At 68.8% G+C, this 14,634-nt stretch carries 12 protein-coding genes and 1 pseudogene; 5 read left to right on the forward strand and 8 right to left on the reverse strand.

What is annotated here, in order from left to right; all coding sequences use genetic code 11:
• Positions 1-785 (reverse strand): uroporphyrinogen decarboxylase (gene hemE, locus WA944_RS05790; protein ID WP_526646536.1); only part of this gene is annotated, 785 nt, incomplete at its 3' end.
• A 130-nt stretch (positions 786-915) separates the two neighbouring features.
• Here hemE and WA944_RS05795 point away from each other — a divergent pair.
• Together WA944_RS05795 and WA944_RS05800 are read left to right on the forward strand one after the other, a co-directional pair.
• A complete protein-coding gene (locus WA944_RS05795; protein WP_237166751.1) occupies positions 916-1,452 on the forward strand; it encodes a DUF3000 domain-containing protein in 537 nt (178 codons plus the stop codon).
• Between the two features lie 4 nt (positions 1,453-1,456).
• Complete coding sequence (locus WA944_RS05800; RefSeq protein ID WP_526610898.1) at positions 1,457-2,746, forward strand: HRDC domain-containing protein; 1,290 nt, start codon at positions 1,457-1,459, stop codon at positions 2,744-2,746.
• Here the strand turns inward: WA944_RS05800 and WA944_RS05805 are convergent.
• The 5 genes from WA944_RS05805 to WA944_RS05825 all read right to left on the reverse strand — a co-directional run bounded on the left by WA944_RS05805 (position 2,718) and on the right by WA944_RS05825 (position 11,603).
• On the reverse strand, positions 2,718-4,883 hold the full coding sequence (locus WA944_RS05805) for a thiamine pyrophosphate-dependent enzyme (protein ID WP_526610900.1): 2,166 nt from the start codon (positions 4,881-4,883) through the stop codon (positions 2,718-2,720). The genes WA944_RS05800 and WA944_RS05805 overlap by 29 nt on opposite strands.
• Positions 4,884-4,979: 96 nt before the next feature.
• Positions 4,980-6,893, reverse strand: coding sequence for a 1-deoxy-D-xylulose-5-phosphate synthase (gene dxs / locus WA944_RS05810; protein ID WP_526372525.1), 1,914 nt, complete (start codon positions 6,891-6,893; stop codon positions 4,980-4,982).
• Between the two features lie 28 nt (positions 6,894-6,921).
• Positions 6,922-8,250, reverse strand: coding sequence for a Na+/H+ antiporter NhaA (gene nhaA / locus WA944_RS05815; protein ID WP_526372524.1), 1,329 nt, complete (start codon positions 8,248-8,250; stop codon positions 6,922-6,924).
• 144 nt (positions 8,251-8,394) lie between these two features.
• The gene (locus WA944_RS05820; protein WP_526610902.1) at positions 8,395-9,612 is read right to left on the reverse strand and encodes a class I SAM-dependent RNA methyltransferase; all 1,218 of its coding nucleotides are present in this window, start codon (positions 9,610-9,612) and stop codon (positions 8,395-8,397) included.
• Positions 9,609-11,603 carry an amino acid permease gene (locus WA944_RS05825; RefSeq protein WP_526610904.1) on the reverse strand — a complete coding sequence of 665 codons (1,995 nt, stop codon included), beginning with the start codon at positions 11,601-11,603 and terminating at the stop codon, positions 9,609-9,611. The genes WA944_RS05820 and WA944_RS05825 overlap by 4 nt, the downstream gene beginning before the upstream one ends.
• Before the next feature lie 110 nt (positions 11,604-11,713).
• On the opposite strand from WA944_RS05825, the gene WA944_RS05830 reads away from it, so the two are divergent.
• The gene (locus WA944_RS05830; protein WP_526369510.1) at positions 11,714-12,388 is read left to right on the forward strand and encodes a potassium channel family protein; all 675 of its coding nucleotides are present in this window, start codon (positions 11,714-11,716) and stop codon (positions 12,386-12,388) included.
• Positions 12,385-13,050, forward strand: coding sequence for a potassium channel family protein (locus WA944_RS05835; protein ID WP_526369508.1), 666 nt, complete (start codon positions 12,385-12,387; stop codon positions 13,048-13,050). The genes WA944_RS05830 and WA944_RS05835 overlap by 4 nt, the downstream gene beginning before the upstream one ends.
• A gap of 3 nt (positions 13,051-13,053) precedes the next feature.
• Here WA944_RS05835 and WA944_RS05840 read toward each other — a convergent pair whose 3' ends face one another.
• Positions 13,054-13,770 carry a DUF3159 domain-containing protein gene (locus WA944_RS05840; RefSeq protein WP_526610906.1) on the reverse strand — a complete coding sequence of 239 codons (717 nt, stop codon included), beginning with the start codon at positions 13,768-13,770 and terminating at the stop codon, positions 13,054-13,056.
• The gene (locus WA944_RS05845) at positions 13,767-14,138 is read right to left on the reverse strand and encodes an OB-fold nucleic acid binding domain-containing protein (RefSeq protein WP_159229502.1); all 372 of its coding nucleotides are present in this window, start codon (positions 14,136-14,138) and stop codon (positions 13,767-13,769) included. The genes WA944_RS05840 and WA944_RS05845 overlap by 4 nt, the downstream gene beginning before the upstream one ends.
• Positions 14,139-14,268: 130 nt before the next feature.
• Between WA944_RS05845 and WA944_RS05850 the strand changes: the two are divergent.
• Positions 14,269-14,634: pseudogene (locus WA944_RS05850) on the forward strand (alpha/beta hydrolase); the annotation flags it as partial.

A 14,634-nucleotide genomic window follows, 5' to 3' on the forward strand; every position in this document is an offset into this window, starting at 1 on the left:
CGCCCGGAGACCGCCTCCGACATCGCGCCCAGCAGCTCGGCGGTACCGACCCCGAAGTGCGTCATCGGCACGCCGTGGCCGGCCAGCGACTCGAACACCCGCGCGCTGTGCGGCAGCACGTAGGTGCGGTAGTCGGTCAGCGACAGCGTGCCTGCCCAGGAATCGAACAGCTGGATGGCGTCCACGCCGGCGTCGAGCTGGGTCCGCAGGAATGCGATGGTCACGTCGGTCAGCGCCGTCATCAGCTCATGCCAGGTCGCGGACTCCCCCAGCATCATCGCCTTGGTGCGCTCGTGGTTGCGGCTCGGACCACCTTCGACGAGATAGGAGGCCAGCGTGAACGGGGCGCCGGCGAAGCCGATCAGCGGCACGTCGCCGAGCGCGGCGGTCAGCTGGCCGATCGCAGTGGCCACCGGGGCCACCTGCTGGGAGTCCAGCGGTGCGACGGTGCGGACGTCGGCACGGGTGCGGATGGGGTGCTCGATCACCGGTCCGACGTCGGGAACGATGTCGAGTGCGATGCCGGCGGCCCGTAGCGGCACCACGATGTCGGAGAACAGGATCGCGGCGTCGACGCCGTGCCTGCGCACCGGCTGCACCGTGATCTCGGTGATCAGGTCGGCGTCGAAACAGGCCAGCATCATCGTGTTCTCGGCGCGAAGCGCGCGGTACTCCGGCAGTGACCGCCCCGCCTGCCGCATCATCCACACCGGCACCCGGTGGGGCTTGCGGCCGGCGACGGCGGCCAGGTAGGGCGATTCAGGCAGCTCGCGGCGCGTGTTCATCGACACCCATGCTGCCATGGGCCGTCCGGTTCCTGATCGGCGCGCCTGCACCAAGAGCTGGACAAATGGACTACCGTCAGACGCCGTGACCACCGCCGAACCGGCTCAGTTCCGTGAAGCGGTGGCGGCGATGAATGCCACCACCGTGCGACCGGAGATCGAGCTGGGCCCGATCCGGCCGCCTCAGCGGCTGGCGCCGTTCAGCTACGCGCTGGGCGCCGAGGTCAGGCACGCCGAGACCGCGATCATCCCGGAACGCTCCGAGGGCGACGCCTTCGGCCGGCTGATTCTGCTGCACGACCCCGAGGGTGCGGAGGCGTGGGACGGCACCATGCGCCTGGTCGCCTACATCCAGGCCGATCTGGACTCCAGCGAAGCCGTCGACCCGTTGCTGCCGGAAGTCGCCTGGAGCTGGCTGGTCGACGCACTCGGAGAGCGGGCCGAGCACGTCACGGCGCTGGGCGGCACCGTCACCGCCACCACCTCGGTGCGTTACGGAGACATCTCCGGCCCGCCCCGCGCCCATCAGCTCGAGCTGCGCGCCTCGTGGACCGCGACGACGCTGGAACTCGGTCCCCACGTGGAAGCCTTCTGCGAGGTCCTCGAGCATGCCGCCGGTCTGCCGCCCGACGGGGTGACCGACCTGGGCTCCCGCACCCGCGCCTGAGCACATGTCCGAACCCGAGACTGTCGGTTCCCCCGTGGAGCCCCGCGCATCAGAAGTGTCCGGCGACGCCGAACAGGCCGAGCCCGACGCCACGCCGCTGCTGGCACCGCGGGACGGCGTCCCTGAGGTCTCTGTCAGCCGCGACGAGATCGCCAGGGCAGCCAGCGCTTTGGCTGCCGGCACCGGACCGTTTGCCGTGGACGCCGAGCGCGCGTCGGGTTTCCGCTACTCCAACCGCGCCTATCTGGTGCAGATCCGCCGGGCCGGGTCGGGCACCGTCCTGATCGACCCGGTCATGCACGGCGGGGACCCTGTCGCGGTCATGGCGCCGGTGGCCGAGGTGCTGGCCACCGACGAGTGGATTCTGCACGCCGCCGATCAGGACCTGCCGTGCCTGGCCGAGATCGGGATGCGTCCGACCACACTGTTCGACACCGAGCTCGCCGGGCGGCTCGCCAACTACGACCGAGTGAACCTCGCTGCGATGGTGCAGCGGCTACTCGGCCTGCAGCTGACCAAGGGGCACGGTGCTGCGGACTGGTCGAAACGGCCGCTGCCCGCCGACTGGCTCAACTACGCGGCGCTGGACGTCGAGGTCCTCGTCGAGTTGCGGGACGCGATCGCGGCGGTGCTCTCCGAGCAGGGAAAATCTGATTGGGCCGGACAGGAATTCGAGTTCCTGCGGACCTTCGAAGCCACCCCCACCCGGCGCGACCGGTGGCGGCGCACGTCGGGGATCCACAAGGTCCGCGACGCCCGCACCCTGGCCGCGGTGCGGGAGCTCTGGACCGCCAGGGACCAGATCGCCCGGCGCCGCGACATCGCTCCGGGGCGCATCCTGCCCGACAGCGCGATCATCAACGCCGCGACGGTGAATCCGGACAGTGTCGAGAAACTGACGGCCCTGCCGGTGTTCGGCGGGCCGAAACAGCGGCGCAGTGCCCAGATGTGGCTGGAGGCGCTGGCCCGCGCCCGCGTCACCACCGACCTGCCCAGCACCTCCGAAGCATCCAACGGCCCGCCGCCGGCATCCCGGTGGGCGCGGCGCAAGCCGGAGGCGGCCGCCCGGCTGGAGGCGGCGAGATCTGGCCTGAACGAACTGGCACAACGGATTTCCGTTCCCGCGGAGAACCTGCTGTCTCCCGATACCGTGCGGCGACTGTGCTGGGACTGGGAAGGCGCCGACGACACCGCGGGCGCCGTCGATGTGTTCCTGCGGGACGCCAACGCCCGACAGTGGCAACGTGAACTGACGGTGCCGGTGCTCACCGAGGCGCTGTCTGCACCAGCTTGATGGCCGCGGTCTCGATGGTCTCCTCCGACAACAACACCTCGAGTGCGGCATCGCCGAGTGGGATGAAGCTGTCGTAGCCGGCGACCCGAGCCAGCGCACCGCGGTACCCGTGGTCGACCAGTGTGGTCACGATCCCTTCGCCCACACCACCGCTCTCGCGGGTCTCGTCCACGACGAGTACCCGCCCAGTCGCGTCGGCTTCGCCGAGGATGTCCTGCACCGGGAGAGGGGCCAGCCAGCGCAGGTCGACCACGCGTGTACTGATGTCGGCGGCGAGAAGGCGGCGTGCCACCCGCAGGCTCATCCGCAGCCCGTTGCCGAAGGTCAGGATCGTCAGATCCCGGCCGTCACCGTGGGTCCGGGCCCGACCGAGCGGGACCGTGGCGCCGGAATCCGGTGCCAGCCAGAGGTCGTCGCCGTCGTCGTAGAGATCGCGGGTGTGATACAGCGCGATGGGCTCGATGAACAGGCACACGATTCCCGAGGACTGCACGGCGGTGACGCAAGACCGCATCATCGCGGCGGCATCGTCGGGGCGCGCCGGTGAGGCGATGACCACGCCGGGCAGATCCCGGATGGCGGTGATCGAGTTGTCGTTGTGGAAGTGCCCGCCGAAGCCCTTCTGGTATCCGTAGCCCGCGATGCGCACCACCATCGGGTTGCGGTACTGCCGATCGGAGAAGAACTGAAGCGTGGCTCCCTCGCCGCGGATCTGGTCGGCGGCATTGTGCAGATAGGCCAGATACTGGATCTCGGGAATCGGCAGCAGCCCGGACACCCCGGCGCCCAGCGCCAGCCCCAGGATCGCCTGCTCGTCGAGCAGAGTGTCGAACACCCGAGCAGTCCCGACCCTGGCCTGCAGGCCGCGGGTGACACCGTACACGCCGCCCTTGCGTCCGACATCCTCGCCGAACACCAGTGCCTCGGGATGGTTCGTCAACACGTCGAGCAGGCCACGGTTGATGGCCTGGGCGACGGTCAGCGCCGTGCCGTCGGCGGTGGCGCCCGGACCGGGCGCCGTCTGGGTCGCCGCGGTGGCCTCGTCGAGAGTACGGCGCAGCGGAGACATCACCGCATGGGCGTTGTCGAGTTGGGCGAGCTCGGTGACCTCGCCTGCCAGCGCGAGAACTTCGGCACGCTTGGCCTCGTAGCGCTCGAGGATCTCCGACGGGGTCAGCACGCCCGCGCCGACGAGAAGACGTGCGGTGCACAGCACCGGGTCGCGTTCGTAGTCGGCGGTGATCTCGTCGGGTTTGCGATAGCCGCGCTCGAAATCCGAACCCGCGTGCCCCATCAGACGCACGGTGCGCAGATGCAGAAACGCCGGACGGCGTTGTGCCCGAACATATTCGGCTGCCTCGGCCGCGGTTGTCAGCACCGAGGGCAGGTCCGTGCCGTCGGCGGCGAAGTAACGCAGGCCGGCACGGTCGCCGTAGGTGCGCGCGATCCACCCCTGGGGTGACTTGACACTGATCCCGATGCCGTTGTCCTCGCACAACAGCAGCAGCGGCATCGGCATACCCTGGTAGGAGCTGTGCAGCGCCGTGTTGATCGCCCCGACCGCCGTGGAATGGTTGGCCGACGCGTCTCCGAAGCTGCACACCGCCAACGCGTCAGCCGGCCAGGGGCATTCCACGCCCATCTTGCGAGCGCGGGCGATCGAGAACGCGACGCCGACGGCCCGGGGCAGGTGCGACGCGATGGTCGATGTCTGCGGGATGACGTTGAGGTCGTGCCTGCCGAAGACCTTGTGCCGGCCCCCGGAGATCGGTTCCTCCGTGGCGGCGACCATACCGAGAAGCACATCGCGCAGCGCGTCGCCACCGCTGCCCTGCCGCGCTCGGGCCAGGAAGAAACCTCCGGAGCGGTAGTGCAGCAACGCCGGATCGGTGACCCGCAGGGCAGCGGCGACGGCGGCGTTGCTCTCGTGTCCGGCCGATCCGATGGTGTAGAAGCCCTTGTTGTGCGACCGAAGCCAACGCGCGGCGAGGTCCAGGTGCCGGCTACCGAGCTGCGCATCGAAGATGTCGAGGCAATCCTGCGCTGAGATCCCTCGCAACACAGCGATTTCGGCAACGGACGGTGCCCTCGACGACGAGACAGTCGCGGTGAAGTGCTCGTCGATCGGTTCGGCCATGGCAACTCCCCTCGGACGCGCCGGTCACCGCAACTGCGACGCCAGCAGCGGCGTGAAGTCCGGCAGCCAGGCCAGCACGTGCAGGTAGGACCCCCGTCAGTCGAGCTGCTGGCTGATCTCCCGCTCACTGACCGAGGTGCCGAACGCAGCCACCCACCCGGTGATCTGGCGGGCGATGTTGCGTTCGGTCAGGCCGACGGCCGCGAGCACCTCTCCGCGGGAGGCATGGTCGAAGAACTGCTGGGGCAGTGCGGCGTCGCGGCACGGAACATCCACCTCGGCTCGCCGCATCGCACCCGACACGGCCGAGCCGACCCCGCCGTGCACACCGTTGTCCTCGAGGGTGACCACCAGCTTGTGGTCGGCCGCCAGCGCGGCGATCTCGGCGGGCACCGGCAGCACCCACCGCGGATCGGCGACGGTCACGCCGATGCCTTGGTTTCGCAGCAGTTCGGCGATCCCGAGTGCCATCTTCGCGAACGGCCCGACGGCCACGAGGAGCACGTCATCGGACAGACCGTCGGCCGGGACCGCCAGCACGTCGACTCCGCCACGTCGTTCGACCGCCGGAACATCTCCGCCCACATCGCCTTTCGGGAAGCGAATCGCGGTGGGACCATCGTCGATGTCGAGCGCCTCGGCGAGTTCCTCGCGCAACCGGGCACCGTCGCGGGGCGCTGCGACCCGCATCCCCGGCACGATGCCCAGGATCGACAGATCCCACATGCCGTTGTGGCTGGCACCATCGGGGCCGGTGACCCCGGAACGGTCCAGCACCATCGTCACCGGCAGCTTGTGCAGCGCGACGTCCATCATGATCTGGTCGAACGCCCGGTTGAGAAACGTCGAGTAGATCGCGACCACCGGATGCATGCCACCCATCGCCAACCCGGCGGCCGACGTCACCGCGTGCTGCTCGGCGATGCCGACGTCGAAGAACCGGTCCGGGAACCGGTCCCGGAACGCACTGAGCCCGGTGGGCCCGGGCATGGCGGCGGTGATCGCCACGACGTCGCGGCGCTTGGTCGCCAACCGGATCAGCGCCTCGGCGAACGTGGAGGTCCAGCCGGGGCCGGGAACCGTCGTGGCCAGACCGGTCTCCGGGTCGATGACACCGCACGAGTGCATCTGATCGTCTTCGTCGTTCTCGGCCGGCGGGTAACCCATGCCCTTGCGGGTGACGACGTGCACGACAACCGGGGCGTTGAAACCGCGGGCATGGCGCAGCGCGCTCTCCACCGCGTGCTCGTCGTGACCGTCGATCGGGCCGACGTACTTGAGGCCCAGATCGGTGAACATCACCTGGGGAGACAACGCGTCCTTGATGCCCGCCTTGATGCTGTGCATGCACTGGTAGCAGAACTCGCCGATCATCGGCAGACCGCGCACCGCCTTGCGTCCCTCTTCGAGCGCCCGCTCATAGCCGGGCTGCAACCGAAGACCGGCGAGGTGCTCGGCGAAGCCGCCGATGGTGGGCGCGTAGCTGCGGCCGTTGTCGTTGACGACGATGACCACCGGCCGGCCCGAAGCCGCGATGTTGTTGAGCGCCTCCCAGCACATGCCGCCGGTCAGCGCCCCGTCACCGACCACAGCGACGACGTGGCGGTTCCGGTGCCCGTTCAACTCGAAGGCCTTGGCCAAGCCGTCGGCGTAGGACAGCGAGGAACTGGCGTGGCTGGACTCGACCCAATCGTGCTCGCTCTCGGTCCGCGACGGGTAACCCGACAGGCCGTCCTTCTTGCGCAGCGTGTCGAAGTCCCGGGCGCGGCCCGTGAGCATCTTGTGCACATAGGCCTGATGGCCGGTGTCGAACAGGATCGGGTCGTGAGGGGAATCGAAGACGCGGTGCAGCGCCAACGTCAACTCCACGACGCCGAGGTTCGGTCCCAGGTGCCCGCCGGTGGCCGCGACCTTGTGGATCAGGAAGTCGCGGATCTCTCGGGCCAGTTCGTCCAGCTGCGCCTGCGTCAGGTGCTGCAGATCAGCGGGACCGCGGATCTGTTCAAGCATTCGGCCAGTCTACGCACGGCCGGCACCATCAGTCCTGCCGAGATTGGTAGATGTCGGGCACTCCGTCCTGATCGGCGTCAGCGGTTTCCTGGACGTGAATGCGCCGGTAGGCGCGGTTCCTGGTGAGGAGCACGACGGCAGCGAGCATCGCTGCCAGCAGTGACCCACACAACACGCCGACCTTCACCAATTCGTCACGATCGGACCCCAGTCCGTATGCCAGATCGCCGATCAGCAGCGACACGGTGAACCCGATGCCGGCGAGCATCGACATGCCGAGCACATCCACCCAGCGCAACGAGGCGTCCAGCGTCGCGCGGGTCACCGAGGCCATCACCCGGGTGACTCCCAGGATGCCGACGGGCTTTCCGATCACCAGACCCAGCACGATGCCGAGCGCGATCGGGTCACTGAGTGCATCGGAGAGCCCGCTCAGGCCGCCGATGCTCACGCCGGCTGCGAAGAACGCGAACACCGGGATCGCGATCCCCGCCGAGACCGGACGGATGCGGTGCTCGAAGTACTCGGCCATCCCCGAGTCGACCTCGACGCCGCGCCGCCGCGCCGACCGCCGAACCGGCACCGCGAAGCCGAGCAGCACGCCTGCCACCGTGGCGTGCACGCCGGACTCGTGCACCAGTACCCAGGTGAGGAGCGCGAGCGGGATCAGCACCCACCACGCCTGCACCCCGCGCTGCACGCACACCGTGAACAGCGCCAGCGGCACCAGTGCCAGCGCGAGGGCGACCGCGTTGATGTCCACGGTGTAGAACACGGCGATAACGGTGATCGCCAGCAGGTCGTCGACGACGGCGAGGGTCAGCAGGAACGTGCGCAACGCCGAGGGCAGGTGCGTCGAGATGACCGCCAGCACGGCCACCGCGAACGCGATGTCGGTCGCGGTCGGTATCGCCCAGCCCCGCAACGCGCCGTCTCCGGTGTTGAGGTTGACCAGGACGAAGATCAGGGCGGGCACCACCATGCCGCCGACTGCCGCGGCGATCGGCAGCGCGGCGCGACTGGGATCGCGCAGGTCGCCGGCGACGAACTCGCGTTTGAGTTCCAGCCCGACCACGAGGAAGAAGATCGCCAACAACCCGTCCGCCGCCCACGCACCGACGGTGAGGTTCAGGTGCAGGCCGAACGGCTCACCGCCGATCTCGAGGTCCCGCAGCGCGAAGTAGCTCTCCGCCCACGGGGTGTTCGCCCAGATGAGCGCCGCGCCGGCGGCCACCAGCAGGATGACCCCACCGACGGTCTCCTTGCGCAGGATGGTGGTGACGCGACTGGTCTCCGACCAGGAACCACGCGCAAAAAGCGCCGGTTTGTTCACTGGCGGGACACGGTCGGCAGGCATGGTGGGGACCCCTCTGTGCTCAAGGCTCGACAAAAACGCGCCGACCAGACTTCCCGGCACACCTATTACGATCAATGTAAGTCATCGACCGCCCGGGTACTTGCCGAGCCGGGTTCCCGGCCTTCGCGCCGTCGGCACGGCCACTCAGCGGGTGAGCACCGCGATGCACTCGACGTGGTGGGTGAGCGGGAACGAGTCGAACACCTCCAGCTTCTCCACGGCGTACCCGTGCCCCCGGTAGAGCCCGATGTCCCGCGCGAAAGAGGCTGCTTCACAACCGATATGGACGATACGCGGCACCTCGGCCGCTGCCAGCAGATCGATGACGTCGCGCCCCGCCCCGGCGCGCGGCGGGTCCAGCACCGCGACGTCGGCGCGGCTGCGTTGCCCGGTCAGTGCCCGGCGCACGGAATCGGTGAGGACCTCCACCCAGCTCAGGTCGGCGAGTGCGGCACGCGCCGCGCGGGAGGCACCCCGCGACGTGTCGACGGTGAGCACCCGGCCGGTATCCCCGACCCTGTCGGCCAGCGCCGCCGCGAAAACGCCTGCGCCACCGTAGAGGTCCCACGCCGTCATCCCAGGCTCCATCGCGGCCCAGTCGGCGACCAGCGAGCTGTACAGCTTCGGCGCGTCGCGGTGCGCCTGCCAGAACGCCGTCACCGGCACCCGCCAGCTGCGCCCACCGACCCGCTGCACCGCCTCGTAGCCACCCTCAGCCACCGTCGTGGTCTTGCGCGCACCCCGAGAGCCGGACACCACCACGTGGCGGGCGGCCTCGTCGTCAACCGCGACATGGATCTCCGACCCCGCGGGCCACCGGGTCTCGGCGATCCCGGCGAGCATGCCCGGCGGCAGCTGCGCGCAGTCGAGCCGGTGCACCAGTTCGGCGCTGTGATAGCGGTGAAAGCCGGCCCGGCCGTCCGCCGAGGTGTCCAGCCGCACCCGGGTCCGCCATCCCGTGGCACCGAGCTCACCCACCGGCGCCGCAGCGGCAACGTCTTCGTCGCGCCAGTGGTATCCGCCAAGGCGCGCAAGCTGATTGGCCACCACCGCACCCTTGAGCCGGCGCGCGGCGGCCGGGTCCGCGAACGCGAGGTCGCAGCATCCCGCGGCGTGCACCCCGGCGATCGGACACAGCGACTCGATCCGGTCGGCCGACGGCTCGAGCACCTCGACGACGTCGGCGTTCCAGTAGGACCCGCGGGCGCCGGCGCCGCCCGTCACCCGGACCCTGACCTTCTCCGACGGCAGCGCGTACCGCACGAACACCACCCTGCCGTCGTGGCGCGCCACGCAGCTGCCGCCGTTGGCCGCAGCCCCGGTGGTCAGCGTGAGTTCATCGTGGGCGGAATCGATGCTCAATCCAGGAACCCCTTGCGCGCATCGCCTGGGGCCGACTGCGGTTCCAGCTTCTTCAACCGCTCCGACGACGTCAGCTGCCACGGGACCGAGGTCACCATGACGTTGGGCTCGAACAGCAATCTGCCCTTCAGTCGCAACGCACTCTGGTTGTGCAGCAACTGTTCCCACCAGTGACCGACCACGTACTCGGGGATGAAGACGGTGACCACGGTGCGCGGCGAGTCTTTGCTGACCCGCTTGACGTATTCGAGCACCGGGCGGGTGATCTCCCGGTACGGGGACGCGATCACCTTCAGCGGCACGCTGATGTCGCTGTGCTCCCACTTGTGCACCAGCGCGCGTGTCTCGGCGTCGTCGACGCTGACGGTGATGGCCTCCAGCAGGTCGGGGCGGGTGGCGCGGGCGTAGGCCAGCGCGCGCAGCGTCGGCAGATGCACGTTGGACACCAGGACGATCGCGTGGTTGCGGCTGGGCAGCACGATGTCCTCGGCCTCGGCGGCGCGCAGTTCGAGCTCGCGACTCACCGACGCGTAGTGCTTGTGGATGAGTTTCATGATGGCGAACAGCGAACCCATCGCCAGGATCGCGATCCAGGCGCCCGCCAGGAACTTGGTGGCGACGACGATGATCAGCACGGTACCGGTGCACAGGAAGCCCACGGTGTTGATGGCGCGGGAGCGCTTCATCCGGCCACGGACATCAGCGTCGGTCTCGGTGCGCAGCAACCGGGTCCAGTGCCGCATCATGCCCATCTGGCTCAACGTGAACGACACGAACACCCCGACGATGTACAGCTGGATCAGCGCAGTGACCTGAGCCTGGAAAGCCACGACGAAGGCGATGGCGGCGAAGGCCAGAAACAGGATGCCGTTGGAGAACGCCAGCCGGTCGCCCCGGGTGTGCAGCTGGCGGGGCAGGAACCGGTCCTGCGCGAGAATCGAGCCGAGCACCGGGAATCCGTTGAACGCGGTGTTGGCCGCCAGCACCAGGATCAATGCCGTGACACCGGCGATCAGGAACAGCCCGACCGGGGAGCTGTGGAACACCGCGTCGGCCAGCTGCACCACCAGCGTCTTCTGCTCGTAGTCTTCCGGCGCGCCGACAAGCTGTTCGCCGGGCCGTTCCGCGATCTGCACGCCGGTCGCCTTGGCCAGCATGATGACGCCCATGAACATCGTGATCGCGATGATGCCCAAACCCAGCAGGGTGGTCGCGGCGTTGCGCGACTTCGGCTTGCGGAACGCCGGAACGCCGTTGCTGATCGCTTCGACGCCGGTCAGAGCGGCACTGCCCGACGAGAACGCCCTCGCGACCAGGAACACCAGCGCGAAGCCGAGAATGTCGCCGTGCTCGGAGGTCAACTCGAACTCGGCAGATTCCGCACGCAACGGCTCGTCGAGTGCATAGACCTGGAAGAACCCCCAGACCAGCATCGTGTACATGCCGATCATGAACGCGTAGGTGGGAATCGCGAAGGCGGTCCCCGACTCCCGCACACCGCGCAGGTTCAGCGAGGCCAGCAGCAGGATCGCCGCGACCGCGAACCACACCTTGTGCTCGTTGACGAACGGCACCGCCGAGCCGATGTTCGACATCGCCGAGGACATCGACACCGCGACGGTCAGTACGTAATCCACCAGCAACGCGCTGGCCACGGTGAGTCCGGCGGTGGGCCCGAGGTTGGTGTTGGCGACCTCGTAGTCACCACCACCCGACGGGTAGGCGTGCACGTTCTGCCGGTAGCTGGCGATCACGATGAACATCACCGCCGCCACCGCAAGGCCGATCCAGGGCGCCATCGAGTAGGCGGCCAGCCCCGCCACCGACAGCACCAGGAAGATCTCCTCGGGTGCGTATGCCACAGAGGACAACGCATCGGAGGCGAAGACCGGCAGTGCTATCCGCTTGGGCAGCAGGGTGTGCGACAGGTTGTCGCTGCGGAAGGGCCGGCCCAGCACCAGCCGCCGTGCGGCGGTAGAAAGCTTGGACACGAGAGCCAAGAGTAGGCCCACACGACGATCGCGGTAGCGTTCGGAGTGCGCAGGTCTGCAACAGCAGTTTGGGTGAGCCACAGCTGGCTCCGGCCGGAAGGGACCGTCAGGTGCGTGTAGTGGTCATGGGATGTGGCCGGGTGGGCGCGTCCCTTGCGGGCAGCCTGGCCCGTATCGGCCACGACGTCGCCGTGATCGACCGGGACGGCACGGCTTTCCACCGGCTCTCCCCCGACTTCGCCGGGCAGCGGGTGCTCGGCATGGGGTTCGACCGTGATGTGCTGCTGCGCGCAGGTATCGAGGACGCCGCCGCCTTCGCGGCGGTGTCGTCGGGAGACAACTCGAACATCATCTCCGCACGGGTGGCGCGTGAGACGTTCGGTGTCGCCCGCGTCGTGGCCCGCATCTACGACGCCAAGCGCGCGGCGGTCTACGAACGGCTCGGCATCCCCACCGTCGCCACCGTGCCGTGGACCACCGACCGGCTGCTCAACGTCCTGACCCGCGAGACGGAGACCACCAAGTGGCGGGACCCGACCGGCAACGTCGGGGTCACCGAGCTGGCATTGCACGAGGACTGGATGGGACACCGGGTCACCGAACTGGAAGCCGCCACCGCCGGTCGGGTGTCGTTCATGATCCGCTTCGGCGCCGGGTTGCTGCCCGAGGCCAAGACCGTCATCCAGGCCGGCGACCAGGTGTACCTGGCCGCCGTCTCCGGGCACATCGCCGAGGCGCTGGCCATCGCGGCCCTGCCCCCGAGCGAGGATTCGGGCAGCGCATGAAGGTCGCGATCGCCGGAGCGGGCGCTGTCGGGCGCTCCATCGCGCGTGAACTCGTCGAATCCCACGAGGTCACGCTCCTCGAGCGCAACCCAGATCACATCGACGTCGACGCCATCCCGGCGGCGCACTGGCGCCTCGGTGATGCCTGTGAGCTCAGCCTGCTGGAATCGGTCAAGCTCGAGGAATTCGACGTGGTGATCGCCGCCACCGGTGATGACAAGGCCAACGTCGTCGTCAGCCTGTTGTCGAAGACCGAGTTCGCGGTTGCCCGGGTGGTCGCCCGGGTCAACGACCCCCGAAACGAATGGCTCTTCGACGAGGCGTGGGGCGTCGACGTCGCGGTGTCCACCCCGCGGATGCTGGCCTCGCTGGTCGAGGAAGCGGTGTCGGTCGGTGATCTGGTCCGGTTGATGGAGTTCAGCAAGGGTCAGGCCAATCTGGTCGAGATCACGCTGCCCGATGACACCCCCTGGGGCGGCAAGCCGGTGAAGCGTCTCGACCTACCCCGGGATGTGGCACTGGTGACGATCCTGCGGGGTCCGCGCGTCATCGTCCCCGAAGGCGACGAACCGCTCGAGGGCGGCGACGAACTGCTGTTCGTCGCGGTCGCCGAAGTGGAGGACGAACTGCGCGAACTGCTCCTGCACCCGCGGCTGCGGTGAGCTTCAGCGCGGCTTCTGCACCGAGTCGTCGGGTTCGGACGCCGTGTTGGGTTCAGACTCCGTGTCGAGGTCGTCGGTGGTGTCGTGCTCGTGCAGCGCGCGCTGGGCTGCCCTGATCGCCAGGTAGGTCACCAGCGCCGCCACGGCCGTCAGCGGCCAGCCCATCGAGATCCGGGCCACCCCCAGCCAGCCCGTCTGGTCGGCATCGTAGAGATGGTTCTGCACCACGAACCGTGAGGTGAACACCACCACCCACACCAGCGTCGCGGCGTCGAAGGCGCGTACCGCTCGGGGTACGTCGCGCCACCGCCGGTCGTGGGTGTTGACCCACCCCCAGATGTAGCCGACCAGAGGCCTGCGGATGACGACGGACGTGGTGAATACGACGGCCCAGAACAGCGACATCCAGATGCCGAGCAGGAAATACCCCTTGGAGGCCCCGACGAGGTAGGCGATCAGGGCGCTGACGCCGACCGCGAAGAAACCCGAGATCGCGGGTTGCACCGAGTCCCGGCGGAACAGCCGCCACCCGAGGATCAGCGTCGCGACCCCCAGGGCGGCTCCGATGGCGGGCATCAGCCCGAAAGCCGAGGACACCGGGACGAACACCACGACCGGCAGCGACGAATAGATCAGCCCGCTGATGCCACCCATCTGTGCGAGGACGGCCGCTCCCCGCGGTGTTGAGGCCTCGCCCGGTTCGGTACCGGGGGCACTCACTTCTGGATCTCGTAGTGGGGGTTGTAGATCGCCTTGGACCCGTTGTCCAGTTTGCCGACCCGGCCGTGCACCTTCAGGGTGCGGCCGGACTCGATGCCGGGGATGCGACGCTGCCCGAGCCACACCAGCATCACCGAGTCGGTGCCGTCGAACAGCTCGGCCTTGACGCCGCCCGCGCAGCTCTTGCCATTGCATTCGACACTGCGCAGCGTGCCGACCATGGTCACCTCTTGGCCGCGGTGACAGTCGATCGCCTTCTGCGCGCCGGTGCTCGCGGCTTCGTCGCTGAGCTCCTGAACGTCGAGCTGTTCGGGGTCCTCGGTCAACCGACGGGTGAGCCGCCGCAGGTACCCCTCGGCCGTGGCCATGGCTTCTCCTGACCTTGTCAATCGATTGTGATAAACCCAATCAAACGCCACGGTAGACCTCTTGGTTCCGATTTGCCACGTGGGCCCGGCCCGCCACGCCGGGGAGCTCGGCACCGGGCACGATCATGTGATGGCGGTCAATCTGCGCGGTATCACCACCGTTCTGCTCCCGGGCACAGGATCCGACGACGACTTCGTCTACCGGGCCTTTTCGCCCTCGCTGCACGAGGCCGGCGCGTCCGTCGTGACCCCGTCGCCGCAGCCGCACCGGCTGGTTGACGGGTACCTCGAGGAACTCGACAGTGCGGCGCGGGCGGCCGGCCGGCTGCCGATCGCGGTCGGTGGGGTGTCGATCGGCGCCGCCGTCGCAGCGGCGTGGGCGCTGTCGAATCCCGGCCGGGTGGTCGCGGTGCTGGCCGCACTGCCGGCATGGACCGGCGCACCCGACGGGGCGCCCGCCGCGCTTGCTGCCCGCTACTCCGCGGAGGTGCTGCGG

It is taken from the genome of Mycobacterium sp. (genome assembly GCF_049683355.1).
GTDB lineage: Bacteria > Actinomycetota > Actinomycetes > Mycobacteriales > Mycobacteriaceae > Mycobacterium.

Bases quoted from the DNA above. Each gene is read 5' to 3' on its own strand.
- WA944_RS05795 (WP_237166751.1), top strand. From the start codon at position 916: ATGAATGCCACCACCGTGCGACCGGAGATCGAGCTGGGCCCGATCCGG.
- WA944_RS05800 (WP_526610898.1), top strand. From the start codon at position 1,457: ATGTCCGAACCCGAGACTGTCGGTTCCCCCGTGGAGCCCCGCGCATCA.
- WA944_RS05805 (WP_526610900.1), bottom strand. From the start codon at position 4,883: ATGGCCGAACCGATCGACGAGCACTTCACCGCGACTGTCTCGTCGTCG.
- dxs (WP_526372525.1), bottom strand. From the start codon at position 6,893: ATGCTTGAACAGATCCGCGGTCCCGCTGATCTGCAGCACCTGACGCAG.
- nhaA (WP_526372524.1), bottom strand. From the start codon at position 8,250: ATGCCTGCCGACCGTGTCCCGCCAGTGAACAAACCGGCGCTTTTTGCG.
- WA944_RS05835 (WP_526369508.1), top strand. From the start codon at position 12,385: ATGAAGGTCGCGATCGCCGGAGCGGGCGCTGTCGGGCGCTCCATCGCG.
- WA944_RS05845 (WP_159229502.1), bottom strand. From the start codon at position 14,138: ATGGCCACGGCCGAGGGGTACCTGCGGCGGCTCACCCGTCGGTTGACC.